The following is a 26,093-nucleotide window of genomic DNA, read 5'->3' on the forward strand; positions in this document are numbered from 1 at the left end:
CGATCGGGTCTGTAGGCGTATTTCAACGCCGGTCGACTGAGCACGCCATCGTCCAGACGGCCTAGGGCAGCGCTCCGGCGCGGGACGGGGCATGCCGCGATCCGCGCGGCGCGTGCTGTTCCATGACCGGCGTGTCGTTGGTTTTCCATGTACGATTACCGGTCCCTCACTGCTGGAGTCGCCAATGGAGTGGCTGCTGGACCCCGCTGCCTGGGTCGGCCTGCTTACCCTAGTCATCCTCGAAATCGTTCTCGGGATCGACAACCTCATTTTTATTGCCATCCTGGCGGACAAGCTGCCACCCGCGCAACGGGACCGCGCGCGGATCATGGGCTTGAGCATGGCGCTGGTCATGCGACTGGTGCTGCTGTCCGTCATGTCATGGCTCGTCACGCTGACGCAACCGTTGTTCTACGTCGGCCCGCTGCATCCATCGGCACGCGACCTCATCCTGCTCATAGGCGGTTTCTTCCTGCTCTTCAAGGGCACCATGGAACTGCACGAACGCCTGGAAGGCGGCGCGCAGGTCAGTTCCGGTCCGCGCGTCTACGCCAGCTTCTGGGTCATCGTCACGCAGATCGTCGTGCTGGACGCGGTGTTCTCGCTGGACTCCATCATCACCGCCGTCGGCATGGTCGATCATCTGGCGATCATGATGATCGCCGTCGTCATTGCCATCGGCATCATGCTGGTGGCGTCCAAGCCGCTGACCCGCTTCGTCAATGCGCATCCCACGGTGGTGGTGCTGTGCCTGGGCTTCCTGCTGATGATCGGTTTTTCCCTGGTGGCGGAGGCCTTCGGCTTCAAGGTACCCAAGGGCTACCTGTATGCCGCCATCGGCTTCTCGGTGCTGATCGAGGCGCTGAACCAGGTGGCGCGCCGCAACCTGCTCAAGCTGGATGCGCGCCGGCCCATGCGCGAACGCACGGCCGAAGGCGTGCTGCGCATGCTGGGCAAGCGGCCGCCGCAGCCGGTCATGGACGAACCCGACGACGCCGAATCGATCGAGCCCGGGGACGTGCCGGCCTTCGGCGTGGAGGAACGCAACATGGTCAGCGGCGTGCTGACACTGGCCGAGCGCTCCATCCATTCCATCATGACGCCGCGCACGGATATCTCGTGGATAGACATCAACGATGACGCGCAGACCATGCGCGCCCAGATCGAGGCCGCGCCGCACACCTTCTTCCCGGTCTGCCGCGGCAGCCTGGACGAAGTCCTGGGCATAGGCCGCGCCAAGGAGATGGTGGCCGACTTGATCACCGAAGGTGCCATCCGCCGCAATCGCCTGCGCGAGCCCATCATCGTGCACGAATCCATCGGCATCCTGCGCCTGATGGACACGCTCAAGCGCGCGCGCGGCCAGTTGGTGCTGGTGGCCGACGAGTTCGGTGCCATCGAAGGCCTGGTCACGCCCATGGACGTGTTCGAGGCCATCGCCGGCGAATTCCCCGACGAGGACGAACTGCCCGACATCGTCCATGAAGGCGATGGCAAGTGGAAGATCGATGGCGCGGCCGACCTGCGCCATGTGGAGCAGGTGCTGGAGACGGACGGGCTGGTCGACGAGGCCCAGGACTACGCCACCCTGGCGGGATATCTGCTGTCGCGTTTCGGCCACCTGCCGCAGCCCGGCGACAGCTGCGAGTTCGTGGCGCCGCATCAGCGCTATCGATTCGAAGTCCTGCAATTGGCCGGAAGGCGTATAGCTTCGGTCGGCGTCGAACGCCTACCCTTCGAACTTTCGTCCACCGACGAAGTCGAATCGTCCTGATCCAGCCCTGACCCCGTCCCGACCCATCCGAGCCGCACATCGTGACCGACTACACGCTTTACCTGATCAAGGCTTTCTTCCTGGGCATCATCGAAGGCCTGACCGAGTTCATTCCGGTTTCCAGTACGGGCCACCTTATCCTGTTCGGCGACTGGATCAATTTCCAGTCGAGTTCGGCCAAGGTGTTCGAAGTCGTCATCCAGTTCGGCTCCATCCTGGCGGTGATGTGGATCTTCCGCGCGCGCCTGTGGCAGTTGATCCACGGCACGCTGACCGGCGTGCGCAGCGAAGTCATGTTCACCCGCAACCTGCTGGTGGCGTTCCTGCCCGCGGCGGTCATCGGCGCGATCTTCATCCACGCGATCAAGAACCTGTTCTATCACCCGGGCGTCGTGGCGACCACGCTGGTGCTGGGCGGGTTGATCATGCTGTATGTGGAGCGCCATACGCACCACGCCCGCGGCGCCGCGGCGGGCGATGACAGCGCATCGCAGGTTCGGGCCACGGCGCACCGGCTGGAAGAGATTACCTGGAAGCAGGCGCTGGGCGTGGGCTGCGCGCAATGCGTCGCGATGATCCCGGGCGTATCGCGGTCGGGGTCCACCATCATCGGCGGCATGATCGCCGGCATCCAGCGCAAGACGGCCACGGAGTTTTCTTTCTTCCTGGCCATGCCCACGATGCTGGGCGCCGCGGTCTACGATTCCTACCGCAACATGTCGGTACTCAGCCAGCACGACGTGGTGGGCATCGCCGTGGGCTTCATCGCTGCCTTCCTGAGCGCACTGCTGGTGGTGCGGGCGGTGCTGCGCTTCGTGGCGAACCACACCTATCGCGTGTTCGCGTGGTATCGCATCGCACTGGGCATCGTGGTGGGGCTGGTGCTGTTCACCCGTTGATGGCGCGCCGGGCGACGGGGCGTTCGCCCCGTGCCAGCTGTGCCAGCTTTGCCGCGCGGGTGGACCCCGACGGCTTCAGGCCACTTCCAGGTCGAAGAACTGCAGTCCGTCGCGATCGATGGCCAGCCAGCCGCCACGCGGCGGCTGCGCATGATCGCAATCCCAGTCGGGCAGCACCCAGCGTTCGCGGCGCCTGCCGGCGACTTCCAGCACGTGCCGGTACGGGCGATGGGTATGGCCGTGCACCAGCGTAGGCACGCCGGTATCGCGGAACAGTGCTTCGACCGCGCCGGGGTTTACGTCCATGATGTCCGCCCGCGAGGCCTGCAGCGCCTGCGTCGCGGCCTTGCTTTCGCCACGTGCCTGCTGTGCCAGCGCCAGGCGTTCCGGAATGGATTTGCCCAGGAATTCCTGCTGCCATCTGGGATCGCGCACCATGGCCCGGAAGGCCTGGTAAGCCTCGTCGTCCAGGCACAGCTCGTCGCCGTGCGTCAGCAGGACGAGGCCATAGTCCGTGTCCAGCATCGCCGGCTCGGGCAGCAGCCGGGCTCCCACGGTTTCGGCCAGTTCCTGGCCGATCAGGAAGTCGCGATTGCCGCGACCCAGCCACACGGGCGTGGTGTTCGTCGTGCGCTTGATGGCTTGCAGTACGGTCGCCAGCCAGGGCGGGGCCTGCCGGATGACGTCGTCGCCTATCCAGGCGTCGAAGATGTCGCCCGGCAACAGCACCGCTGATGCTTCGGCCGCCGCCGCTTCCAGAAAACCCAGGAAGGCTTCGGACGTGGCCGGCGTCGCCGGCCCCAGATGCATATCCGACGCCACCCAGATGGTTCCGGGCAGCGTAAGCTTATTCAAGGACTTCGGCCTTTTCGATCACGACGTCCTGGGCCGGCACGTTCTGGTGGAAACCGCTGTTGCCCGTCTTGACCGCCTTGATCTTGTCCACCACGTCGGTGCCTTCGGTGACCTTGCCGAACACCGCGTAGCCCCAGCCGTTGGCCGTGGGCGCGGTGAAATTCAGGAAGTCATTGTCGGCGACGTTGATGAAGAATTGCGCCGTGGCCGATTGCGGGTCGCTGGTGCGCGCCATGGCGACGGTGTACTTGTCGTTCTTCAGGCCATTGTTGGCCTCGTTTTCCACGGGCGCGTGGGTCTGCTTCTGCTTCATGCCGGGCTCGAAGCCGCCGCCCTGGATCATGAAACCGTCGATGACGCGATGGAAAACCGTGTTGTTGTAGAAGCCTTCCTTGGTGTAAGTCAGGAAGTTGGCCACCGTCTTCGGTGCCTTGTCGGCGTCCAGGGTAATGACAAAGGCGCCGTAGTTGGTGGTCATCTTGACGCGGGGGGAAGAAGACATGGACTGTTTACCTTCGGTAGTGTTGGTTGATGCCGCGCCGGTGGGCGCGGCGCCGGCGGCCGCCGGCAGGATCGCGGCGAGCGCCACGCCGCATGCCGCATGGCGCAGCACACGCAGTACAGAATCTGAGAACATCATTGCTTGCTTGGTCCCTTCAGCAGGTTGTCGACGGCGCGGGCCTTGTTGCCACTGCCCGTGACGCCGAGTTTCGCCGCTTCGCCATACGAGCGCTTGGCCTGGGCCAGCTGGATATCGGCCAGGTTGGCGCGCGCCGCCGCATAGTTGGGATCGGCGCGCAGGGCGTTGCGGACGGCGGTTTCCGCGCGATCGATTTCACCGCGCTTGGCATAGATGACCGCCATGTTATTCCACGGTTCCGGAAGTTCGGGATACCGGGACGTCATATCTTCGTAGATGTCCAGCGCTTCCTGGTCCCGGCCCATGGCCGCCAGCACGCGCGCGTGCTGGAACTCCAGCTGCACGTCGGTGCCGCCGGGCGGCGGGGGATTCGCCGTTTCGGCCAGCCGCTTTTCTATCATCTTCAGCGCTTCATCGTTGCGGCCGGCGGTGATCAACTGCTCGATCCGGTCGGTGATCTGCGAAGGCGTGGGCTGCAGGCGGGTATCGACGCTGGGTTTCGCGGCTTCCAGCAGGCGCGCCAGCGCGTCCCAGCCGCCTTCGGGCGGGGGCTCGTCCAGCGTGGTGGCGTTGGCGTTGCGACCGGGGGTGCCGCCACCACCCGGCATGCCCTGGGCATGGCCGGAGTCGGGGGATAGCCATAGCAGGGCGGCCGCGAGCAGGGCCGGCAGGAATCTGGTCTTGATGGTCACTGGGGTTTCCGGTGTTGGCCCGGCCTGGCGCGATGGGCGCACGGTCGGGCTGCTTGCTATACTTGACGACCGCCATTTTAGCCTTGGTTCAGTTTCAGGGTCAGGCTTGTCCCTGCGACCCGCGGCGGAACCGAACATGGGCAACCTGGGGCAACCCGGGGCAACCCTAAGCCATCACCCACGAGACCTATTCCAAGGGTAGCTCCAGGAAGCGCCTGGACGCCCACGGCAGTCTTCTTTTTATGCTGCACATCCACGACACGTTATCGCGCACGAAAGTCCCTTTCACCCCTGTCGAAGCCGGCCGGGTGCGCATGTATGTGTGCGGCATGACCGTCTACGACTACTGCCACCTGGGCCATGCCCGGATGCTGGTCAGTTTCGACATCGTGCAGCGGTGGCTGCGGGCCAGCGGCCTGCAGGTGGATTATGTCCGCAACATCACCGACATCGATGACAAGATCATCCGCCGCGCCGTGCAGACCAACCGGCGCATTGGCGACGTGACGTCCTTCTACATCGACGCCATGCATGCGGACGAACGCGCGCTGGGCGTGCAGCGGCCCGACCACGAACCGCGTGCCACGGCGCATATCGGCGACATGCTGGACATCATCGGCCGCCTGGAAGACAAAGGCCTGGCGTATCGCGCCGAGGACGGCGACGTCAATTTTGCGGTGCGCGGCTTCGCCGGCTACGGCAAGCTGTCCGGCAAGTCGCTGGACGACCTGCGCGCGGGCGAACGCGTGGCGGTCGCCGCCGGCAAGCGCGATCCGCTGGATTTCGTGTTGTGGAAGGCGGCAAAGACGGATGAGCCGGACGACACCAAGTGGCAGTCGCCCTATGGCCTGGGCCGTCCCGGCTGGCATATCGAATGCTCGGCGATGAGCAAAAGCCTGCTGGGCCTGCCGCTGGATATCCATGGCGGCGGTCCGGACCTGAAATTCCCGCACCACGAAAACGAGATCGCCCAGACCGAAGGCGCTTTCGGCGGCGTGCTCGCCAATGTGTGGATGCACTGCGGTCCGCTCATGGTCGACGACGACAAGATGTCGAAGTCGCTGAACAATTTCCGCACCATCCGCCAGACCGTGGCGATGGGCGAGCCCGACGACACGCGCGCCGATTATGTCGTCAATCCGCGCGAAGCGGAAATGGTGCGCTTCTTCATCGCGCGCAACCACTATCGCAGCCCGCAGAACTACACGCCCGATAACCTGAACGACGCACAGAACGCGCTGGATCGTCTCTACCAGGCTCTGGCCAACGTCGCGCCGGACGACCAGGGCGTGGACTGGAACGAGCCGCAGGCACAGGCCTTCAAGGCCGCCATGGACGACGACTTCAACACGTCGGGCGCGGTGGCCGCGCTGTTCCAACTGGCCGGCGACGCCAACCGCACCGGCAGCGCGCGCACCGCGGGCCAGTTGAAAGGGCTGGCCGCCATCCTCGGCCTGTTGCAGCAGGATCCGCAGGCCTACCTGCGCGCGCCCACCCGCTACAAGCTGGGCGGGGCCGTGCCGTCGGCCGCCATGGACGACCACGCCATCCAGGCATTGATCGACGCGCGGGCCGCCGCCAAGCGCGCACGCGACTTCGCCGAAGCCGACCGCATCCGCGCCGCTTTGCGTGACGCCGGCGTCGAGCTCGAAGACAAGCCGGGCGGCGTCACCAACTGGCGCCGGGTTTGAGCCGCATCGAGGAGCCGCCCGTCATGCCGAGCGCCGAAGTCGCCGTCAGCAAGCCGCACTATTGGGAAGACGCCGTCGCCCACCTGGTGCGCCGCGACCGCATTTTGAAAAAACTCATCCCCCAGCATCCGGAGGTCTGGCTGACTCCGCTGGGCACGCCTTTCGTCACGCTGGCCCGCTCCATCGTCGGCCAGCAGATTTCCGTCAAGGCCGCCGAAGCGGCCTGGCAGCGGTTCGTACAGGCCGCCGGCGCGCGGCCATCGCCGACTTCCGTGCTGCGCGTGGGCGTGGACGGACTGCGCGAAGCCGGCCTGTCCAAGCGCAAGGCGGAATACGTGCAGGACCTGGCGACGCATTTCAGCGAACGCAAGGTCCATCCGGATCGCTGGCCCCTGATGGAAGACGAGGCGGTGATCGAAGAACTGGTCGCCATCCGGGGCATCAGCCGCTGGACGGCGGAAATGTTCCTGATCTTCAATCTGCAGCGGCCGGACGTCCTGCCGCTGGATGATCCGGGATTGCTGAAGGCGATCTCGCTACACTATTTCAGCGGCGAACCCGTCTCGCGCTTCGAGGCGCGGGAGGTCTCGCTGGCCTGGCAACCCTGGCGTACCGTGGCAACCTGGTATCTGTGGCGCAGCCTGGACCCGCTCGCGGTCTAGCCTGCCCCCGATGCCGCATGGCCCAACAACGGAACCACACCTACATGCGCAATACCTTCCTGGATTTCGAACAACCGCTGGCCGAGCTCGACAATAAGATCGAACAGCTGCGCTTCGTGCAAGCCGACTCCGCGGTCGATATCTCCGACGAAATCGCACGCCTGCAGCAGAAGAGCCAGGCCCTGGCCAAGGAAATCTACGGCAAGCTGACGCCGTGGCAGACCGCGTTGGTCGCCCGCCATCCGCAGCGGCCGTACACCCTGGATTATGTGCGGGAAATCTTTACGGATTTCCATGAATTGCATGGCGACCGCATGTACGCCGACGACCAGTCCATCATCGGCGGCCTGGCGCGCTTCAACGGCACCTCCTGCATGGTCATCGGGCACCAGAAGGGCCGCGACACCAAGGAGCGCGCCGCGCGCAACTTCGGCATGCCGCGTCCCGAAGGCTATCGCAAGGCCCTGCGGCTGATGCGCCTGGCGGAAAAATTCGATATCCCCGTATTCACCTTCGTCGATACGCCGGGCGCCTATCCCGGCATCGGCGCGGAAGAGCGCGGCCAGTCCGAAGCCATCGGCCACAACCTGTATGCCATGGCCGAATTGCGCGTACCCATCATCGCCACCATCATCGGCGAAGGCGGTTCCGGCGGCGCGCTGGCCATTGCCGTGGGCAACGCGGTGCTGATGCTGCAATACGCCACCTATTCGGTGATTTCCCCCGAAGGCTGCGCGTCCATCCTGTGGCGCAGCGCCGACAAGGCGCCCGAGGCTGCCGAGGCCCTGGGCATCACCGCGCCGCGCCTGAAAGACCTGGGGCTGATCGACCGCGTGGTCAACGAACCCGTCGGTGGCGCGCACCGCGATCCGCGCGTCATGGCGCGTTTGCTGCGGCGCTCGCTCAGCGACACCCTGCGCCAGTTGTCCGGCATGAGCGCGGACCAACTGGTGGAACAGCGCCTGCAACGCGTCCTGGCATACGGCCGCGTCCAGGAAGCCCGCGTCTAGGTAAACGGTACCCGTGCCATGGCGTCCGGCGTAGCGATCCCAGGCACCGGCGCCGGCCGTGGCGATCCTCCTTCCAGGCCGGGAGATCCGGCGCTCGCGTTGACGCGGGCCTTGCGCGATGCCCTGGTGTCGATGTCGGCCACGTCGCCGCCGCTGGGCGTCGCGGTCAGCGGCGGGGCGGATTCGGTGATGCTGGCGGTCCACGCCGCGTCGGTCCTGCGCGAGTTCGCGCGAGATGCCGAAAAGCCCTTGCATCTCCTGCATGTGCACCACGGCCTGTACGAACAGGCCGACGAGTGGGCGGATGCCGTGCGCCAACTGGGCGCCGCGCTGAACGCCCATGTCCACATCCTGCACGTCCAGGTCGACACTGCGGACGGAAGCGGCATCGAGGCCGCCGCCCGCCAGGCGCGTTACGCCGCCATGGCCGAAGCCGCCGCGCGCCAGGGCCTGCGGCATATCCTGTTGGCCCATCATCGCGACGACCAGGCCGAGACCGTCCTGCTGCGCCTGCTGCGGGGCGCCGGTCCCGCCGGGCTGGCGGCCATGTCGCCGCGCACCGAGCGCGACGGCGTGGTCTACCTGCGGCCATGGCTGGACGTGCCGCGCGCCACCATCCGCCAGGCCGCCGATGCTTACACGGCCGCGCACGGCTGGCAGCCGGCCCAGGATCCCGCCAACGCCGACGAACGCTATACCCGTGCCGCCCTGCGCAAACTGCTGGTGCCGGCGCTCGATGCCCGCTGGCCCGGCTGGCAGGCGATCGCGGCCCGGCATGCCCGCCAGGCCGGCGAAGCCGCCCAGATTCTGGAAGAGGTCGCCCGCGAGGATTTCGCCGCGCTGGAGCCATCGGCTTCGGGAGACAGTTTTTCCCTGGCGAGGTGGCGGCAGCTGTCGCCCGCCCGCCAGGCGCAGGTGCTACGCCACTGGCTGGCCGGGCAGGGCGCGCGCATGCCGACCGAAGCCCGTCTGGCGGAGCTGCTGAAGCAATTGCGCCAGTTGCACAGCCTGGGGCATGACCGCCATCTGGTATGGAACCATGCCGATCATTGCGTGCGCTGCGTACGCGGCCGCGTCAGCGTCGGGCCTCGGGAAGACCGTTGATCGGCGCGCCCCATCGTGGCAGCGCGGTTGCGCGGTCCGGCGGCCCGGCGGGCGCGTGGCCGCGTCCCTGAGCACCGAACGCCGTTGAACTTCAGCGATTTTTCCCGAACACGCTAAAATACCCAGCTTTGCCTGCCGCGCATGACGGCAAGTTTCCAGCCAGAGTACGAGATGTCCCTGATCGTTCACAAGTATGGCGGTACCTCGATGGGCTCGGTCGAGCGCATCAAGAACGTGGCGCGCCGCGTCGCGAAGTGGCATGCCGCCGGCCACAAAGTCGTGGTCGTGCCCTCCGCCATGGCAGGGGAAACCAATCGCCTGCTGGGCCTGGCCCGCGAAATCACGCCGCAGCCCGACGGCCGCGAACTGGACATGATCGCCGCCACCGGCGAACAGGCGTCCAGTGGGCTGCTGGCCATCGCGCTGCAGGCCGAAGGCGTTCCGGCGCGCAGCTACGCCGGCTGGCAGGTCCCGGTGCGCACCGATTCCGCCTACACCAAGGCCCGCATCACCTCGATCGACGACGCCCGCATCCGCGCCGACCTGGACGCTGGCCGCGTTGTCATCGTCACGGGCTTCCAGGGCATCGACGAGGAAGGCCACATCACGACGCTGGGCCGGGGCGGTTCGGATACCTCCGCCGTCGCGGTGGCCGCCGCCCTCAAGGCCGACGAATGCCTGATCTACACGGACGTGGACGGCGTCTACACGACCGATCCGCGCGTCGTGCCGGAAGCGCGCCGCATGCCCGTGGTGTCCTTCGAGGAAATGCTGGAAATGGCCTCGCTGGGCTCCAAGGTCCTGCAGATCCGCTCCGTCGAGTTCGCGGGCAAGTATCGCGTGCCGACGCGCGTGCTGTCCTCGCTGACCGACCCCATGATTCCGCTCGACGAGGAAATGCGCTCGGGCACGCTGATTACCTTTGAGGATGACGAAAAAATGGAAGCCGCCGTTGTCTCCGGCATCGCCTTCAGCCGCGACGAAGCCAAGATCACCCTGTTCGCCGTGCCGGACAAGCCGGGCATCGCCTACGCCATCCTGGGCCCCGTCGCCGCCGCCAACATCGACGTCGACATGATCGTGCAGAACCAGTCGGTCGCGGGCACCACGGACTTTTCCTTCACCGTCAACCGCAACGAATTCCTGCGCACCATCGACGTCCTCAAGCGCGACGTCATGCCCGCCGTGCACGCCCGCGAACTGGTCACCGACGACAAGGTCTGCAAGGTCTCCATCGTCGGCATCGGCATGCGCTCGCACGTCGGCGTCGCCAGCCTGATGTTCCAGACGCTGTCGAACGAAGGCATCAACATCCAGATGATCAGCACCAGCGAAATCAAGACCTCGGTGATCATCGACGACAAGTACATGGAACTGGCCGTTCGCTCGCTGCACAAGGCCTTCGGCCTGGATCAGGCGCCGGGCGAAAAGGCCTGAGCCTGCCTCTGTTGAATTCGCTGCCCTCGTCCCCGGTTGAACGGGCCGGATGACAGCGAAGCCCGCGGTTCTTATGCTAGAATCGCGAATTCTTCGGAGACGTGCCCGAGAGGCTGAAGGGGCTCCCCTGCTAAGGGAGTATGTGGCTAAAAACTGCATCGTGGGTTCGAATCCCACCGTCTCCGCCAAGACACCCATCAGACCCGTTCTGATGACGAAAAACCCGCACAGCGCGAGCTCTGCGGGTTTTTTGTTCACACCAGGATGATCGACTCGCTATAGGCCGCGACTTTTTCGTTGTGTGTAATCAGGCGGCGTGCTTCCGGGTAGCGTTCGGCTCTCAGCAATCGCCCGCGGGGCAATGTGGGTGCCCAGAAGTACATTCACGTATGGGGCCACCTGAGAACAGGTCAGCGATCTGATCATTGTCGTCGTCGATATCATCGGGGACTTCTAAGCGGCCCTTCGCCACGCCGAGCCGTCTGTTCGTTGCCAACTTTGGTATCGCGACCAACTTCGCAGCCGGCCGGCCGTTGCGCGCTATGACGATCTCATTTTCCTTGCCAAGTTCGATCGCCTCGATCAACTTGGAAAGCGTTGTTCTGGCCTCATGAATGCCCACGAAACGCATGTTTTTCTCCCTGGGAGCAACGTTAGCTTAGGCTAGCTGACGTTGTGCAGCACGGACGGCTTTGGCGCAGGACTCGGTTCGTGTTGTAACGCCAGCTTGCTGCCCAACCGCTGCCTACTTCCCGCTGCGCTGTTCCCGCACGTAATCCCACGACGCGCCGATCAGCGCACGCGCGGCGGCTTCGCTGGCGGTGGGGTCGCGTTCGGCGACGGTGCGGGCGAGCGTGGTCCAGTCGGTGGCGGATTGCTGGCGGCGCTCCTTGGAGCCGAACACCACGCTCTTGCCGCGCACCATGACGCGCCACAGGGACTGGTTGGAGATCAGTTGGTACATGTCCGACAGCCACTTGCTGTTGGACATGGCGATCAGCAGCGCCTGCGCGGACAGCACTTCGCGCTTGTAGATCGTGGCGCTGGCGTCGTTGTCGGCCAGGATACGCAGATGGTGGGTGGCTTCGACGAATTGGTCGATGTCTTCCTGGGACGCCAGGCGTGCCGCCCGCGACGACGCCAGGCCGAGCAGCATGGCGCGCAGTTCGTACAGCTCGGCGATTTCCGCCATGTCGACTTCGATCACCCGGCAGCCGAAACGTGGCAGCTTTTCGACGAAGTGATGTCGTTCCAGCTGCGCCAGCGCGTCGCGTATGGTCGCGCGGCTGACCTTGTATTCCTCCGCCAATGCGATTTCGGGAAGGCGCGCGCCGGAAGGGATTTCGCCGTCCAGGATGGCTTGCAGGAGCTTGTCCGCGACCTGCTCGGGCAAGGATTGGGGGCTGTAGCCGCCGGCGTCGGCGCGGCGGCGCGGCGTGCTGGGCGAGCGGGGAGTGCGGGGCGTGGCGTCGGCCTCGGTCATGGGCGGCAAATAAGTCCTGTGTCCTGATGCGCGCGGCTGCGTGAACGAAGGGAATCTTACCGCGCCGCGTACCCGCCGGCGTGCGGCCGCCCTGCGGGAAATCCCCGGGTTCACACATCATGTCGACATGTCGACAATGGTATCGACCGTCTTCCAGGAGGCTGGCTCGCCTGGCTGTGTAGCCGACGCCAACCGCCCGTCAGGCGGATCTGACGCGCGCACGTACGCGCCTACCGCGACCTCGACGCCAGGTCGCATCGTCAAGGGGAATTGACGTGAACAGTGCTGTTAACAAGCAGTGGCGGCCAGGCCGGTTCCTGGCCCTGTCCGCCGCATCCTGGCTGATCCACGCCGCCGCCACGGCCGCGAGTTCGCTATGTCCCGCGGGATCGATACAGCTGATCGTGCCGTGGCCGGCCGGCGGCGGCACCGACCTGCAGGCCCGCGTCATCGCCGAACCGCTTGCCCAGCGCCTGGGCAAGCAGATCGTGGTGGTGAACCGGCCGGGCGCCGGTGGCGTGGTGGGCACCAACAGCTTCGTCAACAATGCGAAGCCCGACGGCTGCACGCTCTTGCTGGCGACCGGCGCCGCCAATACCGCCGCGCCATATCTGTTCAAGGACCTGCAGTACGACCCGGTGGCCGACTTCACCCCGGTCGCGTTCATCGCCGCCGCGCCCAACGTCCTGTACGTAGGCAGCAAGTCCCCCTACAAGACCGCGCAGGACTTCATCGCGGCGGCCCGCGCCAACCCGGGCAAGTACACCTACGGCAGTGGCGGCATCGGCGCGTCCAGCCACCTGGCCGGTGCCTTGTTCACCAAGCTGGCCGGACTGGATATGGTCCACGTGCCATACCAGGGGGCGGCGCCCGCGCTGGCCGCGCTGCTGGGCGGGCAGGTGGACATCTCCGTCGACACGGCGGCGCAGATCGCCCAGGTGCGTTCGGGCGGCCTGCGTGCGCTGGCCGTGGCGTCCCAGCGCCGCCTGCAGGCGCTGCCCGACGTCCCGACCTTCGACGAAGTCGGTGTCAAGGGGCTGTACTACGCCTTCTGGGGCGGCGTGGCGGGGCCCAAGGGCATGCCGCCGGCCATGGTCCAGGAGCTGAACCAGGCCGTCAACGACGTCGTGAACGAGCCCAAGGTGCGCGACTATTTCATCGCCAACGGCGGCGAAGTGAATCCCATGACGCCAGCCGCGTTCAAGTCCTTCTGGCTGGATGAATTGAAACGCAACAAGGACATCGTCGCGCTGGCAGGGGCAAAGGCGAATTGAGCGCCGGCGAACCCCGGCATTCGGAGGAGACTAGCGTATGAAAGAAGTGAAAATCGTCGTCACCATGGATTGCGAGCCCAGGAAGCATGCGGCCCACCCCGAAGCCACGGGGCCGGCGGAGTGGTCGCTGGGGCAGCGCGCGGTCGAGGGCTATGCGGACATCGCAAGCCGCTTCGGGCTGCCGGTGACCTTTTTCGTCCATCCCGAAACCGCCATCGAGCAGGCGGCGGTCTACGACCGCTTGCGCAACCAGGGCGCCTGCCTGGGCCTGCACGTGCACGCATGGAAGTTCGCCATGTCGTACCACGCGGGCAAGCGCTATATGTCGCATTACGGCGCGTTGTCGGATGCGGAGCAATACGGGGTGCTGGGGGAGGCCGGCGCACTGTGGAAACAGGCGCTGGGCGACTGGCCGCTGTACTTCCGGCCGGGCACGTTCTCGGCCAACGACAGTATCTTCAGGATCTTGGCGGACATGGGCTTTCGCGGAGGGTCCTGTTCCGTACCGGGCCGGATGATGCCGGAGATGCAGGCAATCTGGGCCGGCGCGCCGGCGGACGCGCATCGCACGCATCCGAGCTTCCGGCAGATCGCCGGCGCGATGGACTTCGTCAATATGCCCGTGGCGGTGGATTTCTCGCGCTCGCTGGCCACGTCCAAGGGCTGGGCCTTCCATCCCGATCTGCGCCCGGACACCGATTGGGCTACGCAGTACGGGTTGAGCTACGACGAAATCGCGGAAAGCATGGTCCGGCAGCTTGTCGAACGTGCTCCGCGCGTGCCGGTTATCAACCTGATCTCGCACAACCACTACGACTATCGCGATGACAGCGATCCGGCGCGTATCCGCTACGAGCAGTCCTTGACCGCGCTTCACGCGGCGTGCGACAGGGCGGGTATCAAGCCGGTAGGCGCGACCTTGCAGCAGGTGGTGGACGAAGTGCTTGCCCTGCCGGCGGACGTCGCCGCGCCGGTTTTCGAAGGCAACATCATGGACAAAGAGGCCGGCAAGGCCTGAAAATCCCACGGCGCTTCATTCACCGCGAACCAAGGAAAACGCAATGCCGTACGTACGTATAGAAATGCTGGAAGGCCGCACCGAGGAACAGAAGGCGGCGATCGCCAAGGTGGTGACGCAAGCCATGGAGGACCACGCCGGCGCGCCGCCGCAAAGCGTCTTCGTGGTGTTCGAGGATGTGGCTCGGGAAAACTGGGCGGTTGGCGGAACATTGATCTCGCAACGCAAGCCCGCCGCATCCTAGACGGTTTTTCAATCAGGGCGACGAGCCCCACGACGCCTGTTGCTCCGCGCCGCGCCGGCGGCGACCAATGCGCGCCGCAGCCGCGCCAGGAGCGGGTCGGCCCCGCTGGCGCGGCGCCAGATCAGCGAGATCGACATGCGTGGCAACAGGGCGTCGGTAGCGATCGCGTGCAGCCGCCCCGTGGCGATGTGCGGGCGCGCAAGGGCCTGCGGCGCGATTCCCAGCAGATCCGTCGCGGCCACGATCTCCATGTTCGAATGGGCCGACACCGATTCGATCGTCGGGGCCGGCGGCACCATGCCGCGCTCCAGGAACAACTCGTCAAAGACCAGCCGGGTGGATGAAGGGACGGGCTGAAGCACCCAGTGGTGTTGCGCCAGCGCCGCCAGATCCACGCGGCGGTGCGTGCTCAGCGGATGCCCTGGCCGGCACACCAGGCAGCGCTGCTCGTCATACAGCTTGAGCTGTTCGATGCGCGCTTCGTGCGGGGCCTTCGCCCATGGCGTGCCGACGCGGCCGATGATGCAATCGAGTTCCCCGCGCATCAAGGTATCGGTCAATCCTTCCACCGTGCCTTCCGAAATTTCGATCTGCACGTCGGGCGACTCTTCGAGCAGCAGCGACAAGGCCTTGGGCAGCAGTTCCAGCGTCGCCAGCGTGAGCGCGCCGACACGCAGGCGCAGTCCTTCATGCTGCTGGGCGCGTAAGGCTTCTTCGTGAGCAGCGCCTACTTCGGCCAGGGCGATCGAAAAACGCCGCAGCGCGGCGCGCGCGGCCGGCGTCAGCAGCACGCCCTGCGCGGTGCGCTCGACCATGCGGATGCCGAACTGGGCTTCCAGTTCTTTCAGCATGGCGCTGACGGCCGGCTGGGTCAGGTGCATGGCCTGCGCCGCGCGCGTGATGGATTTTTCGCTTTCCAGCAGATGCATCAGGTGCAGGTGCCTGAGCTTGAGGTGCCCGTAGGCGAAATCGCGGTCGTCCGGCATCGTGGCAGTCATAGGCTTTTTTTATATCCCCATCCAAATTATCCGTTACTTGCCGGCGCGCAGGTAGGTGGATACTGGCAGCACCAATACAAAGACATGCGGTTGCCCGACAGCCGCGGATCCAAGGGGTTAGACCATGAAACGAGTAATGGCCGCGATGGCGTTCGCGGGTACGATTGTGTGCGTGGCGGGCGCGATGCAGCCCGCGTCGGCCGCGGGTTATCCCGACCGGCCCATCCGGCTGATCACGCCTTTCCCGCCCGGCGGAGGCTCCGATGTGGTGGCGCGGATCATCGGCGAAAAGCTGGGCAGCCTGCTGGGGCAGGGCGTCATCATCGAGAACAAGGCCGGCGCGGGCGGGAGCCTGGGCACCGCCTTCGTCGCGCGCGCCGCGCCCGACGGCTATACCCTGGTGCTGGGCAGCACCGCCACGCACGCGATCAACCCCAGCCTGTACAAGGACCTGGGCTATGACCCCATCAAGGATTTCGCGCCAGTTTCGCCGGTCGCGTCCACGCCGCTGCTGCTGATGGTCAATGCCTCGGTGCCCGCCAACAACGTGGGCGAACTGATCGCCCTGGCGAAAAAGCGTGGCGCCAGCAACGAAATGACGTTCGCATCGGCCGGCACAGGCTCGGCCCAGCACCTGGGCGGTGAGCTGTTCAAGATGATGACCGGAACCAGGATCATGCACGTGCCCTATAAAGGTGCGGGCCCGGCCCTGGTGGACCTGATGGCGGGCCAGGTCGACATGGATTTCGACACGATGGGCTCGGCGCTGCCGCAGGCGGGATCGCCCAAGCTGAAGGTGCTGGGCATCAGCAGCCTGTCGCGCAATCCGGCGCTGCCGAAGGTGCCCGCGATCGCGGAATCGGTGCCCGGCTACGAAATGATCACCTGGTACGGCTTGTTCGCGCCCCGCGGTACGCCGCCGGAGGTCGTCGAACGCTTGAACGCGGCGGTCAAGCAGGCGCTCGACGCCAAGGACGTGCGGGACAAGTTCGCCACCCTGGCGATCGAGCCGACATGGAGTTCCTCAGCCGACTTCGCGGCCCTGGTGGACCGCGACGTGCCGAAGTGGCGCAAGGTCATTGAACAATCCGGAGCCAAAGTTGACTAGCAAGCCATCCATGGAGGTGCCGGCGGTGGATACCATCGCCTGCGAGAACATCGACCGCGCGATGAATATCGAGATGCGGGACCATGGCAGCCTGCCGCGCGGCATGAAATGGTCCATGTACCTGATGGCGCGCGAGGCCGCGGGCATGTCGCTGGTGCAGGCCGCCGCGCAAGAATTCGATCGCGCGCCCTGCCAGGTCCTGCTGGCCAGCGGCGCGGCCGTGCCGGACCACATGCCGGTGGGCGAGAACGACGGGCCCATCGGCACGGCGGCGCTGGCGCGCGCGCTGGTGGCGATCGGCCACACCGTGCGCATCGTCACCGATGGCGCGGCCGCGGCGCCGTTTCGCGGGCTGCTGCGCGCCCTCGGCGTCCAGGCCGAGGTGCTGGAGATCGGCCTGGACGACGCGGGCATGCAGCAGGAGCTGGCGCGGGCACATGACGTTTTCTGCGCCATCGAACGGCTGGGGGGCAATGCCAACGGCATCATCTACGGCGCCACCGGCGTGTCCCGCGCGCCGCACCGTGCCAATCTGGACCTGCTGTTCGACACGGCCCGGTCCCTGGGCAAGCGCACGATCGGCATCGGCGACGGCGGCAACGAAATCGGCTTCGGCAAGGTCCACGCGCGCCTGTCGCGGGAATGGCCGCAATACGACTATCGGCAGGCCACGCCCTGCGGCGGTGGCGTGTATTCGGTGGTCGAGACCGACGTGCTGCTGGTGGCCAACAGCTCGAACCTGGGCGCACATGCGGTAACGGCGGGGCTCGCCTTGCTGCGTGGCGATCTGTCGCTGTGCCATACCGCCGAGCAGGAATTCGCGCTGGCTCATGTCGGCGTAGGCCTGGGCCTGATCGACGGCGGCAGCGGCCAGTTGCGCCCCTGGTGCGACGGCGTGCCGCCGCGGGCCAACGCCGCGGTAGTGGAGATCATGCGCACCATCGTCGCCCAGTCGCTGGCGCCGGCGGGTCGCCGCGCCTTCTGAGCGCCGGTCGTCCGGCGTCCAGCCCCTGTTTCGAATGGAGATCCTGGAAATGACTGCAAGAAGAACACCGACCGCCAACCTGGAGCGGCTGAACCGTTTGATGGACGAGGCCGGGCTGGATGCGGTGGTCCTGCGTTCCGGCCAGAACTTCACCTATCTGTCCGGCGTGGTGTACCCGGGCACGCTCGCCCGTCATCAGGACCTGTCGGATTCGACGCGTGCGGTGCTGCTGGTGTGGCCGCGCCACGGCACCCCCGTCATCGTCGCCAACAAGACCGCGGCCGGCCTGGCGCGGCGCGACGCCTGGGTCGAGCAGGTCGTCAGCTACGAAGGCTATGTGCAGTCGCCCTATGAAAAAGTGGCGCAGGTACTGCAGGATGCCGGCCTCGGCAGCGCGCGCGTCGGCCTGGAGCGGGACTACGTCAACGTGCGCGATTGGGAGCTGCTGCGGCAGCATGCACCCGCGCTGCAAATGACCGACTGCACGGCGGTGATGGACAGGGTGCGTTGGGTCAAGACGGATGAAGAAGTACGGATGATCCGGCGCGCCGCCGATCTGCTGGACGATGTCTACCAGGAGGTGTTCGAGCGCATACGCCCTGGCGATACGGAACGCAAGATCCATGCTGACATGATGGCCACCTGCCTGTCCAAGGGCTTCGAATGGGCGCATGGCATCCTGAACTCCGACAAGAACACGATCCCCTACGCGGGTGAAAGCGACCTGGTGATAGCCGCTGGCGACGTGATACGCACCGACTATGTCGCCTACCTGCACGGTTATCCCGGCCATCAGTCGCGCAACGTGGTCATCGGCGAGCCCAGCGCCGAACAGCGACGCGACTACGAGATCAACCTGGACATCTATCGGACCGTGATCGACCGCTGCCGGGTGGGGGCGCGCGTGGGCGATCTATACGACTACGTGATGACGGAGTTCCAGAAGAACGATTGGTCGTACAACTCGCTGCTGATCGGCCATGGGGTCGGCGCGTGGTGGCACCAGCAGGAACCCATATTGCGCCGCGGCTCGGACGTGTTGCTGGAGGAAGGCATGGTGCTGGCGCTGGAGCCGCACAAGGACCACTGGCACGTGCAGGACATGGTGCTGGTGGGGAAGGGTGCGCCCACGCTGTTGTCGGCGAAGTTCAACACCGATCGGCCGTATATCGTGCCGGCGAAACAGCCTGGCTGACGTGCCAGGGTGTTAGCCGATGGGATGCCGGCGTGACTGGAGGGGTGGTGGAGGGGCAGTGGCGGGGGCCGCGGCTGTGGCCCCCTGGCCGCGATCCGGTTACTTGTTCAGGTACTCGCGGACCTTGTCGACCGAGTTGCTGCCGGCTTTATGGACGGCGTCGCGCAGTTGCTCGGGCGTGCAGCCGAATTCCTTGGTCCAGTAGCGCATTTCCCAGTCTTCTTCCAGCGCGATGCGCGAGCGGTCGCGCGGGCCGCGGTCGGTCAGGTTGTCGGACATGTTTTCCTCCTGGCTGAGAATGAGTCCGATATCCAGCAAACTCCATGCCGACGGTGGGGGCTGCCGCGCTGCGATGCTTGGGTTCAGGCGGGAGACGGGCTGCCGGAAAAGCCTATTCCACGGGGAAATCGAAGTAAGTCCGCGGGTAGGGCTCGTCGGCGAGCTGGAAATGCCACCATTCCGTTTCGATCGGCTTGAACCCCGCCTGGATCATCAAGGTGCGCAGCAGCAAGCGGTTGGCCTTCTGCGCCGGCGACAGCGCCGGGTACGACGGGTGTGATTCCCGGCCGAAGTAGTCATACGCCGTGCCGAAATCCAGCATGTCGCCCGGCGCGCCGTCGATAGCCGCGATGGCGACATCCATGGCGCTGCCCCGGCTGTGGCTGGATCTTTGCGCCAGATAGCCTTCCTTGAACAGGTTCTGTTTGTCGACCTCGGGAAAGTAGGCAGGCTTCATCTTTTCATCGCCCGGCGTCCCCGCCCAGGCGATGAAATCGTCCACGGCGCGCTGGGGACGATAGGCGTCCAGGAATCGCAGGGTCAGGCCATAGGGTTCGAGGTCATCGACGACCCGCATGGCGGCGCTCGCCGCCGCCTGCGTCAGCAGGCACTTGTTCGCGAGATACCCTGCGATCGGCCGGCCGATGAAGTTGTCGCTGCCGGCATACCGCATGTCGATCTGGACGCGGCGCGGCTTGTCCAGCTGGCTATATGCCGCGACATCGACGAAATCGGCGGGCCGTTCCCGAGTCGGCGCCGCGGCTGCCGGACCGTCGCCTGCAATCGTGCGTAGCGTCATCAGCGAGAGGAGGTCTGAAGGGCGAAACATAGGCATGTCGAGGTGTCTGCGGATCAGGGGATTATAGGTATGACGGATTCGCTCCTCGCGCCGTTCGCGTCTTCGTGCCCGTGCCGAATGCGGTCTTTCCCAACCGACGATGGGCGCCAGGCGCACCAGTCGCCCGGAACACAGCCCAGACCCATGGCACGTACGGAACCTTCCAGCGTGCGGCGTCCATGAGCCTGGAGCGCCGGCGGACCGGGAAGGGATAACCGGAGACGACACATGCAGATATGCGGGCCCGAGCTGGCGGCACTTACATTGATTGGAAGCTGCCTACCCATGGCGGCGGCTGGGGGTGAAGCGGCCGTGAAATACCCTGAGCGACCGATTACCCTGGTCGTGGGGTACGCGCCCGGCGGCGGCGTCGACATCCTGGCCCGCCTGCTCGCGGGCCAGCTGTCGGAAGACCTGGAGCAAAAAGTCCTGATCGAAAACCGGCCTGGCGCGGCAAGCAACATCGCTGCGGAGTCGGTCGCACGCGCCGCGCCTGATGGCTACACGCTCTATATCAGCACGCATCCACGTCCGCCGCGCCCGGTGGAACAACCTCAATCATGGATGGACCCGGCGGCGGCGCTGGCGCCCGTGGCGCTGCTGGCGACGGTCCCGAACGTGGTTGTCACGGGCATGCGGACGCCGGTCACCAGCATTGCCGGCCTCGTCGAACTGGCGAAGACGTATCCGCGTTTGCTGAGCTACGGGTCGCCAGGCGTGGGCTCGCCGCCGCATCTGCTGGGTGAACTATTTCTGAGCAGGACGCAGACCGAGCTACTCCATGTGCCCTATCGTGGCGGCGCGCTGGCGATTCCGGAGGTCATCGCTGGCAGGCTGGATGCATTGTTCATATCGTTGCCCGGCGCGCTGCCGCACATACAGGCAGGGACTGTACGTGCGTTGGCGGTGATGTCCGAGCGCAGGGCTTTGGCGATCGACCATATACCCACCATGGAGGAGTCTGGTGTCATCGGTATGGACATGGAAACCCGCTTCGGCCTGATGGCGCCGGCCGGCACGCCGGAGGACGTCATCGCTCGCCTGAACAGGGCTGTCAATGCCGTTCTCATGAACCCGGCGCTGCAGGCGGGCTTCATAGCGCGCGGGTATGTGGCGCCTTTGGGCCGTAATACGCCGGAGTCCTTCCAGCAGTTGGTCGCGGCGGAAGCGGCCAAGTGGGACGCGATCCCTCGGGTCGATGGTGCAAGCGGCTTGCATTAGAGTCGCGTCCTGGTCGGGCGCCAGACAGTGTGTATGGCGACGCGACGCCAGACCTCAGCCTTCTGGCTGCGTCGCCATTTTCAATTCCTTGCTCAGGACCACGCTTCGGTAGTTGGCATGCTTCCATTGCACATACTCGACGAAGCGGTAGCCGAGGGATGCGTACCAGCGTCTCAAATGCGTGGCCGGCTCCGCCGTATCGAGAGCGATCTCGCGCGCGCCGCTCGCCAGGGCGCGCGCTTCGACCAGTGCCATCAGGCGCGCCCCCAGGCCGTGCTTCTGCAGGACGGGATCCACCGCCAATTGCGCCACGCCAGCCACCTCCGGACGTTCCAGCCAGGGGCTGCCACGGGTACGTTCCGGCGGCTTGAACAGGACGGTCCCGACATAGGCGCCATCGAGCAGGGCGACATGGCATTCACCCTGCGCCATGCGCGCCCGCGTGACTTCGTCGGTCTGGTCGACCGCCAGGTAGCGCAGACCCATGCCGCCAAGCTGCGCGTAGGCGCGGTGCAGCAGGGCCGTCAGCCGCGTAATGTCGTCGCTCGGCTTGGCTAGGCGAATCTCGATGGAATCGGATAAAGGGCGATTGGCGTGCTGATCGGGCATGTGCGTCGGTCAAGTAACAGGCGTGCCCGTTTTCGCAGTCAGGGCCGGCAGACTATGATTCTACTTTTCCCCCGCCGGACCCAAGATCATGTCCCACTCCATCGTTTCCATCGCGCCGGATATCGTTTGCGGCAACGACAGGCCTTTCGTGCTGTTCGGCGGCATCAATGTGCTGGAGTCTCTCGATCTGGCCTTGCGGGCGTGCGAGCACTACCAGAACGTGACGCGCAAGTTGGGCATCCCTTACGTTTTCAAGGCGTCGTTCGACAAGGCGAACCGGTCGTCGATGCACTCCTATCGGGGGCCCGGGCTGGAAGAGGGGCTGAAGATATTCGAAGCGGTGAAGGCGGAATTCGGTGTGCCGGTGCTCACCGACGTGCATGAACCCTGGCAGGCGGATCCGGTCGCGCAGGTCGTCGACGTGTTGCAGTTGCCGGCCTTCCTGGCCAGGCAGACCGACCTGGCGGTGGCGCTGGCCCGGACAGGGCGCGTCATCAACGTCAAGAAGCCGCAGTTCATGAGTCCGTCGCAGATCCAGAACGTGGTCGAGAAAATCGTCGAGGCCGGCAATGAGCAGGTGATCCTGTGCGATCGCGGCAGCAGTTTCGGCTACGACAATCTGGTGGTCGACATGCTGGGATTCGGCGTGATGAGGAAAGTCAGCGGCAACCGGCCGGTGATCTTCGACGTGACGCATGCACTGCAGCAGCGCGCCGCCGGCGCGGCGGCGTCAGGCGGGCGCCGCGAGCAGGTCGTGGAGCTCGCGCGTGCAGGCATCGGCGCCGGCCTGGCCGGCCTGTTCCTGGAGGCGCATCCGGACCCGGACAACGCCAAATGCGACGGCCCCAGCGCCTTGCCGCTGGACAAGCTGGAGCCTTTCCTGACCCAGCTCAAGCGGCTCGACGACCTGGTGAAGTCCTTCGAGCCGCTGGACATCCACTGATTCACCCTCCTGTCGCCCCCTGGGCCGCGGCGGCCACGATCCAGCTCCTGAACGCGACGACGGCGTCGTCGTCCGCGCGATCGGTGTTCACCACCAGGGTGTAATCCGGGCCGCGCCAGATCGGCTCGGATAGGGGGCATACGAGCCGGCCCGTCGCGATCTCGCGCTCGATGAGCGGCAGCGACGCCAGCGTGACGCCCAGGCCTTCGGCGGCCGCGCCCAGCTGCAGATACACGTGGTCGAAATGCAGGTCGCGCAGGCCGCGCAATCCGGAAATCCCGGCCGCGCGCGACCAGTCGGACCATGCGGTGCGCGTGCTCGCCGAATGCAGCAGCGTGTGATTGCGCAAGTCCGCGACCGTCCTGATCGGCCGGTTCGACAACAAGGACGGACTGCAGGCGGGCAGGCGCAGGTCCGGCATCAAGGTCGTGGAAACGACACCCCCCGCATCCTCGAGGCCGGAACGCACGCCGATATCGTAGGCGTCGCCCACATAGCGCAGCCTGCGCGAACTGGTCGACAGCCTGACCTCGATGTCCGGGTAGCGGGCCTGAAAATCTCCCAGCCGTGGTATCAGCCAGCACAGCGCGAAGCTGGCCAGGGCGTTCACACGCACGATGCCGCTGGCGCGACGCGTGCTCGACGCACGCCGCAGGCGGGTAGAGGAATTGTTCAGGCGGGCAAATGCGCTTTTGACGTCATTGAGCAGCGCGGCGCCTTCGTCGGTGGGCACCACGCCGCGGGGGCGGCGCTCGAAAAGCGGCACGCCGAACCAGTTTTCCAGCAGGCGGATCTGTTTGCCGACCGCCCAATGGGTGACGTGCAGGTCGGCCGCGGCGGCCGCGAAGCTGCCCAGGCGGGCAACGGCCTCGAAGTGGCGCAGCGCGTTCAAGGGTGGCAGATGTTCCGCGTCCGGCTGTGCGGACGCCTGTCCAGTGTCACGATCGTCGTCGGCCATGAGTGACTTTTTCTCCCGTCACGAGCAATTTTACGTCAGTTGTGGGTGCTTCTTGCCGCGCCTAGACTGGCGCAGTCATGGACCATTACTCCCGGCGCCAATGTTGAGATCGCCTGGCGCCCACCGAATCATGCGACGTTTTTCTTTTTCTTCCGCGATGGGCCGGATGGCCGCCAGTCCCCGGGCGCAGGCTGCGGGCGCGCCGAAGCGGGTCCTGTGGATGGCCTGCATGGCGCATGCGCTGCATGACGGGTACACGGACATGATCTACGTCCTCCTGCCCGTATGGCAGGCCGACTTCGCGCTCAATTACGGCGCGCTCGCCATCCTGCGCGGCATCTACGCGGGCACGATGGCGACGCTGCAGCTGCCTGCCGGCCGCCTGGCGCGCAAATTCGGGACGCGGGCCACGCTGGCCTGCGGCACGCTATTGGCGGCGCTCGGCTATGCCGTCGCCGGCTGGTCGGCCACCTTGCCGGGCCTGTGCGTCGCCCTGGCCGTCTCCGGCATCGGCTCCAGCACCCAGCATCCCTTGGCCTCCGGCGCCGTGTCGCGCGCCTACGGCCGCGGCGCGAGAGGACCGCTCAGCATCTACAACTTCGCGGGCGACCTGGGGAAATCCGCGCTGCCCGCGGCGATCTCCCTGCTGATGGTCGTCATGCCGTGGCGCCATGCGCTGTGGGCCGTATCGCTGCTGGGTTTGGCCGCCGCGGCGCTCATCGCGCTTTTTCTTCCGGCCGTCGCGAACGCGCCGTCCGCCGCCAAGGAAACAGCCAGCCGCGACGGACAGGGTTCGGGATCGGGCTTCTGGCTGCTGTTCGCGATCGGCGCGCTGGATACGGCCGTGCGCATGGGCGTGCTGACCTTTCTGCCCTTCCTGCTGAAGGCGAAAGGCATCTCGCAGCCGATGATGGGGACGGCGCTTGCCCTGGTCTTCATCGGCGGCGCCGCCGGCAAGTTCGCATGCGGCTGGCTGGGCGCGCGCGCCGGCGTGATCGGAACCGTGATCGCGACCGAAGGCGGGACGGCCGCCCTGATCCTCGCCTTGATCGTGCTGCCGCTGACCCCCGCGCTGGTGCTGCTGCCCGTGCTCGGCCTGATGCTGAATGGCACGTCGTCCGTCCTGTACGGGACGGTGCCCGAGTTGACGCCCATCGAACGCACCGAGCGCGCGTTCGCGCTTTTCTATACCGGCACGATCGCCTCGGGCGCGCTGTCGCCCGTCGCCTACGGCGTGCTCGGCGACCATCTCGGCGTGAACAGCGCAACGGTGGCGGCGGCGTTGACGGCGCTGGTCATCGTCCCGCTGGCGCTCGCGCTTGCGCCACGCCTGCGCCGCATCAGCGACGCCTGCTGAGTCTCGATGGACCCGGCAACGTCGCAGGGTCCGACCGCAACACGCTTCGTTCAAACAGGAGGTCTTCATTCATGGCAAGGACATTGATCATCACCGGCGGCAGCCGCGGCATCGGCGCCGCCACCGCGAAGCTCGCGGCGCGGCAGGGGTACGCGGTGTGCATCGCCTATCGATCCGACACGACGTCGGCCGAAGAGGTGGTGAGCGCGATCAAGGCGGCCGGCGGCGAGGCAATCGCCGTCAAGGTCGACGTCGCCAAGGAGGAGGACGTGATCGCTCTGTTCGACACGGCCGAACGCAGCCTGGGGCCCATCGCCGGACTGGTCAACAACGCGGCGATCATCGCCAGCCACAGCCGGGTCGAGGATATCTCGCATGAGCGGCTGCAGCGGATGTTCGCGGTGAATGCCATCGGCCCGTTCCTGTGTTCGCGCGAGGCCGTGCGCCGCATGTCGACCCGTCGCGGCGGCGCGGGTGGCGCCATCGTCAACGTGTCGTCGTCTTCGGCCCAGATGGGTTCGGCCAACGAATACGTCGACTATGCCGCCACCAAGGGCGCGCTGGAGACGATGACGATAGGCCTGGCCAAGGAAGTCGCGCGCGAGGGCATCCGCGTCAACGGCGTGCGCCCTGGCCACATCTACACCGAGATGCATGCCAGCGGTGGCGAACCGGGCCGGGTCGACCGGCTGAAGGACACCATACCCATGGGCCGGGGTGGCCAACCGGAGGAAGTGGCAGAGGCCATCGTCTGGCTGTTGAGCGACAAGGCGTCCTTCGCCACGGGCGGCTTCCTGAACGTCAACGGCGGCAAGTAGG

Annotated in this window: 27 protein-coding genes and 1 tRNA gene; 18 read left to right on the plus strand and 10 right to left on the minus strand. The window is 66.0% G+C overall.

What is annotated here, in order from left to right:
* Window positions 1–184: 184 nt before the first annotated feature.
* Both CAL12_RS07585 and CAL12_RS07590 read left to right on the plus strand, forming a co-directional pair.
* A complete protein-coding gene (locus tag CAL12_RS07585) occupies window positions 185–1,774 on the plus strand; it encodes a TerC family protein (RefSeq protein ID WP_086063936.1) in 1,590 nt (529 codons plus the stop codon).
* Window positions 1,775–1,815: 41 nt separating this feature from the next.
* Window positions 1,816–2,673: an undecaprenyl-diphosphate phosphatase gene (locus CAL12_RS07590; RefSeq protein WP_086063937.1), complete on the plus strand. Its 858-nt coding sequence runs from the start codon at window positions 1,816–1,818 to the stop codon at window positions 2,671–2,673.
* Window positions 2,674–2,748: 75 nt separating this feature from the next.
* On the opposite strand, the gene CAL12_RS07595 is transcribed toward CAL12_RS07590, so the two are convergent.
* From CAL12_RS07595 to CAL12_RS07605, 3 genes are all read right to left on the minus strand, one after another.
* The gene (locus CAL12_RS07595; RefSeq protein WP_086063938.1) at window positions 2,749–3,528 is read right to left on the minus strand and encodes a UDP-2,3-diacylglucosamine diphosphatase; all 780 of its coding nucleotides are present in this window, start codon (window positions 3,526–3,528) and stop codon (window positions 2,749–2,751) included.
* Complete coding sequence (locus tag CAL12_RS07600) at window positions 3,521–4,030, minus strand: peptidylprolyl isomerase (RefSeq protein WP_086067731.1); 510 nt, start codon at window positions 4,028–4,030, stop codon at window positions 3,521–3,523. The genes CAL12_RS07595 and CAL12_RS07600 overlap by 8 nt, the downstream gene beginning before the upstream one ends.
* Before the next feature lie 134 nt (window positions 4,031–4,164).
* Window positions 4,165–4,860: a tetratricopeptide repeat protein gene (locus CAL12_RS07605; protein ID WP_086063939.1), complete on the minus strand. Its 696-nt coding sequence runs from the start codon at window positions 4,858–4,860 to the stop codon at window positions 4,165–4,167.
* Window positions 4,861–5,102: 242 nt separating this feature from the next.
* Between CAL12_RS07605 and cysS the strand changes: the two genes are divergently transcribed.
* The 6 genes from cysS to CAL12_RS07635 all read left to right on the plus strand — a co-directional run bounded on the left by cysS (window position 5,103) and on the right by CAL12_RS07635 (window position 10,952).
* Window positions 5,103–6,551 carry a cysteine--tRNA ligase gene (gene cysS / locus CAL12_RS07610; RefSeq protein WP_086063940.1) on the plus strand — a complete coding sequence of 483 codons (1,449 nt, stop codon included), beginning with the start codon at window positions 5,103–5,105 and terminating at the stop codon, window positions 6,549–6,551.
* Window positions 6,552–6,574: 23 nt separating this feature from the next.
* Complete coding sequence (locus CAL12_RS07615) at window positions 6,575–7,213, plus strand: DNA-3-methyladenine glycosylase family protein (RefSeq protein WP_086067732.1); 639 nt, start codon at window positions 6,575–6,577, stop codon at window positions 7,211–7,213.
* Between the two features lie 44 nt (window positions 7,214–7,257).
* Window positions 7,258–8,223, plus strand: a complete 966-nt coding sequence (locus tag CAL12_RS07620) for an acetyl-CoA carboxylase carboxyltransferase subunit alpha (RefSeq protein ID WP_086063941.1) — start codon at window positions 7,258–7,260, stop codon at window positions 8,221–8,223.
* Between the two features lie 132 nt (window positions 8,224–8,355).
* Window positions 8,356–9,327, plus strand: a complete 972-nt coding sequence (gene tilS / locus CAL12_RS07625) for a tRNA lysidine(34) synthetase TilS (protein ID WP_086067733.1) — start codon at window positions 8,356–8,358, stop codon at window positions 9,325–9,327.
* Between the two features lie 171 nt (window positions 9,328–9,498).
* Complete coding sequence (locus CAL12_RS07630; protein ID WP_086063942.1) at window positions 9,499–10,764, plus strand: aspartate kinase; 1,266 nt, start codon at window positions 9,499–9,501, stop codon at window positions 10,762–10,764.
* 95 nt (window positions 10,765–10,859) lie between these two features.
* Window positions 10,860–10,952 (plus strand) — tRNA-Ser (locus CAL12_RS07635).
* A gap of 152 nt (window positions 10,953–11,104) precedes the next feature.
* Here the strand turns inward: CAL12_RS07635 and CAL12_RS07640 are convergent.
* Together CAL12_RS07640 and CAL12_RS07645 are read right to left on the minus strand one after the other, a co-directional pair.
* Window positions 11,105–11,395 carry a type II toxin-antitoxin system Phd/YefM family antitoxin gene (locus CAL12_RS07640; RefSeq protein ID WP_086063943.1) on the minus strand — a complete coding sequence of 97 codons (291 nt, stop codon included), beginning with the start codon at window positions 11,393–11,395 and terminating at the stop codon, window positions 11,105–11,107.
* Window positions 11,396–11,509: 114 nt separating this feature from the next.
* Window positions 11,510–12,247, minus strand: coding sequence for a GntR family transcriptional regulator (locus CAL12_RS07645; RefSeq protein ID WP_086063944.1), 738 nt, complete (start codon window positions 12,245–12,247; stop codon window positions 11,510–11,512).
* Between the two features lie 275 nt (window positions 12,248–12,522).
* On the opposite strand from CAL12_RS07645, the gene CAL12_RS07650 reads away from it, so the two are divergent.
* Genes CAL12_RS07650 through CAL12_RS28585 form a run of 3 tightly spaced genes read left to right on the plus strand, consistent with a single transcriptional unit; the run spans window position 12,523 to window position 14,783 of the window.
* A complete protein-coding gene (locus CAL12_RS07650; RefSeq protein WP_157792917.1) occupies window positions 12,523–13,521 on the plus strand; it encodes a Bug family tripartite tricarboxylate transporter substrate binding protein in 999 nt (332 codons plus the stop codon).
* Window positions 13,522–13,558: 37 nt separating this feature from the next.
* Window positions 13,559–14,539 (plus strand): polysaccharide deacetylase family protein, encoded by a 981-nt coding sequence (locus CAL12_RS07655; protein WP_086063946.1) that lies wholly within the window; start codon window positions 13,559–13,561, stop codon window positions 14,537–14,539.
* Window positions 14,466–14,783 carry a 2-hydroxymuconate tautomerase gene (locus CAL12_RS28585; protein ID WP_269768430.1) on the plus strand — a complete coding sequence of 106 codons (318 nt, stop codon included), beginning with the start codon at window positions 14,466–14,468 and terminating at the stop codon, window positions 14,781–14,783. Before CAL12_RS07655 ends, CAL12_RS28585 begins: the two co-directional genes overlap by 74 nt.
* An 8-nt stretch (window positions 14,784–14,791) precedes the next feature.
* Here CAL12_RS28585 and CAL12_RS07665 read toward each other — a convergent pair whose 3' ends face one another.
* A complete protein-coding gene (locus CAL12_RS07665) occupies window positions 14,792–15,781 on the minus strand; it encodes a LysR family transcriptional regulator (protein WP_086063948.1) in 990 nt (329 codons plus the stop codon).
* Window positions 15,782–15,905: 124 nt separating this feature from the next.
* Here CAL12_RS07665 and CAL12_RS07670 point away from each other — a divergent pair, with 124 nt between their 5' ends.
* The 3 genes from CAL12_RS07670 to CAL12_RS07680 are packed head-to-tail and all read left to right on the plus strand — an operon-like array spanning window position 15,906 to window position 19,069.
* A complete protein-coding gene (locus CAL12_RS07670; protein ID WP_232464737.1) occupies window positions 15,906–16,889 on the plus strand; it encodes a Bug family tripartite tricarboxylate transporter substrate binding protein in 984 nt (327 codons plus the stop codon).
* A complete protein-coding gene (locus tag CAL12_RS07675; RefSeq protein WP_157792918.1) occupies window positions 16,882–17,874 on the plus strand; it encodes a glutamate cyclase domain-containing protein in 993 nt (330 codons plus the stop codon). The genes CAL12_RS07670 and CAL12_RS07675 overlap by 8 nt, the downstream gene beginning before the upstream one ends.
* 49 nt (window positions 17,875–17,923) lie before the next feature.
* Complete coding sequence (locus CAL12_RS07680) at window positions 17,924–19,069, plus strand: M24 family metallopeptidase (RefSeq protein WP_198298400.1); 1,146 nt, start codon at window positions 17,924–17,926, stop codon at window positions 19,067–19,069.
* A 99-nt stretch (window positions 19,070–19,168) separates the two neighbouring features.
* On the opposite strand, the gene CAL12_RS07685 is transcribed toward CAL12_RS07680, so the two are convergent.
* Together CAL12_RS07685 and CAL12_RS07690 are read right to left on the minus strand one after the other, a co-directional pair.
* Window positions 19,169–19,348 carry a DUF3606 domain-containing protein gene (locus tag CAL12_RS07685; protein ID WP_086067735.1) on the minus strand — a complete coding sequence of 60 codons (180 nt, stop codon included), beginning with the start codon at window positions 19,346–19,348 and terminating at the stop codon, window positions 19,169–19,171.
* Between the two features lie 112 nt (window positions 19,349–19,460).
* A complete protein-coding gene (locus tag CAL12_RS07690; RefSeq protein ID WP_198298401.1) occupies window positions 19,461–20,177 on the minus strand; it encodes a M15 family metallopeptidase in 717 nt (238 codons plus the stop codon).
* Between the two features lie 321 nt (window positions 20,178–20,498).
* On the opposite strand from CAL12_RS07690, the gene CAL12_RS07695 reads away from it, so the two are divergent.
* A complete protein-coding gene (locus tag CAL12_RS07695; RefSeq protein ID WP_157792919.1) occupies window positions 20,499–21,407 on the plus strand; it encodes a tripartite tricarboxylate transporter substrate-binding protein in 909 nt (302 codons plus the stop codon).
* 54 nt (window positions 21,408–21,461) lie between these two features.
* Here the strand turns inward: CAL12_RS07695 and CAL12_RS07700 are convergent, their stop codons facing one another.
* Entirely contained in the window at window positions 21,462–22,016 is a 555-nt protein-coding gene (locus tag CAL12_RS07700; protein ID WP_086063953.1) for a GNAT family N-acetyltransferase, read from the minus strand.
* Between the two features lie 88 nt (window positions 22,017–22,104).
* On the opposite strand from CAL12_RS07700, the gene kdsA reads away from it, so the two are divergent.
* The gene (gene kdsA, locus CAL12_RS07705) at window positions 22,105–22,959 is read left to right on the plus strand and encodes a 3-deoxy-8-phosphooctulonate synthase (RefSeq protein ID WP_086063954.1); all 855 of its coding nucleotides are present in this window, start codon (window positions 22,105–22,107) and stop codon (window positions 22,957–22,959) included.
* 1 nt (window position 22,960) lies between these two features.
* On the opposite strand, the gene CAL12_RS07710 is transcribed toward kdsA, so the two are convergent.
* Complete coding sequence (locus CAL12_RS07710; protein WP_086063955.1) at window positions 22,961–23,917, minus strand: LysR substrate-binding domain-containing protein; 957 nt, start codon at window positions 23,915–23,917, stop codon at window positions 22,961–22,963.
* A 130-nt stretch (window positions 23,918–24,047) separates the two neighbouring features.
* On the opposite strand from CAL12_RS07710, the gene CAL12_RS07715 reads away from it, so the two are divergent.
* Entirely contained in the window at window positions 24,048–25,274 is a 1,227-nt protein-coding gene (locus CAL12_RS07715; RefSeq protein ID WP_420042760.1) for an MFS transporter, read from the plus strand.
* A gap of 71 nt (window positions 25,275–25,345) precedes the next feature.
* On the plus strand, window positions 25,346–26,092 hold the full coding sequence (locus CAL12_RS07720; RefSeq protein WP_086063957.1) for an SDR family oxidoreductase: 747 nt from the start codon (window positions 25,346–25,348) through the stop codon (window positions 26,090–26,092).
* Window position 26,093 lies beyond the last annotated feature (1 nt).

The sequence above is a fragment of the Bordetella genomosp. 8 genome (assembly GCF_002119685.1).
GTDB lineage: Bacteria > Pseudomonadota > Gammaproteobacteria > Burkholderiales > Burkholderiaceae_B > Bordetella_C.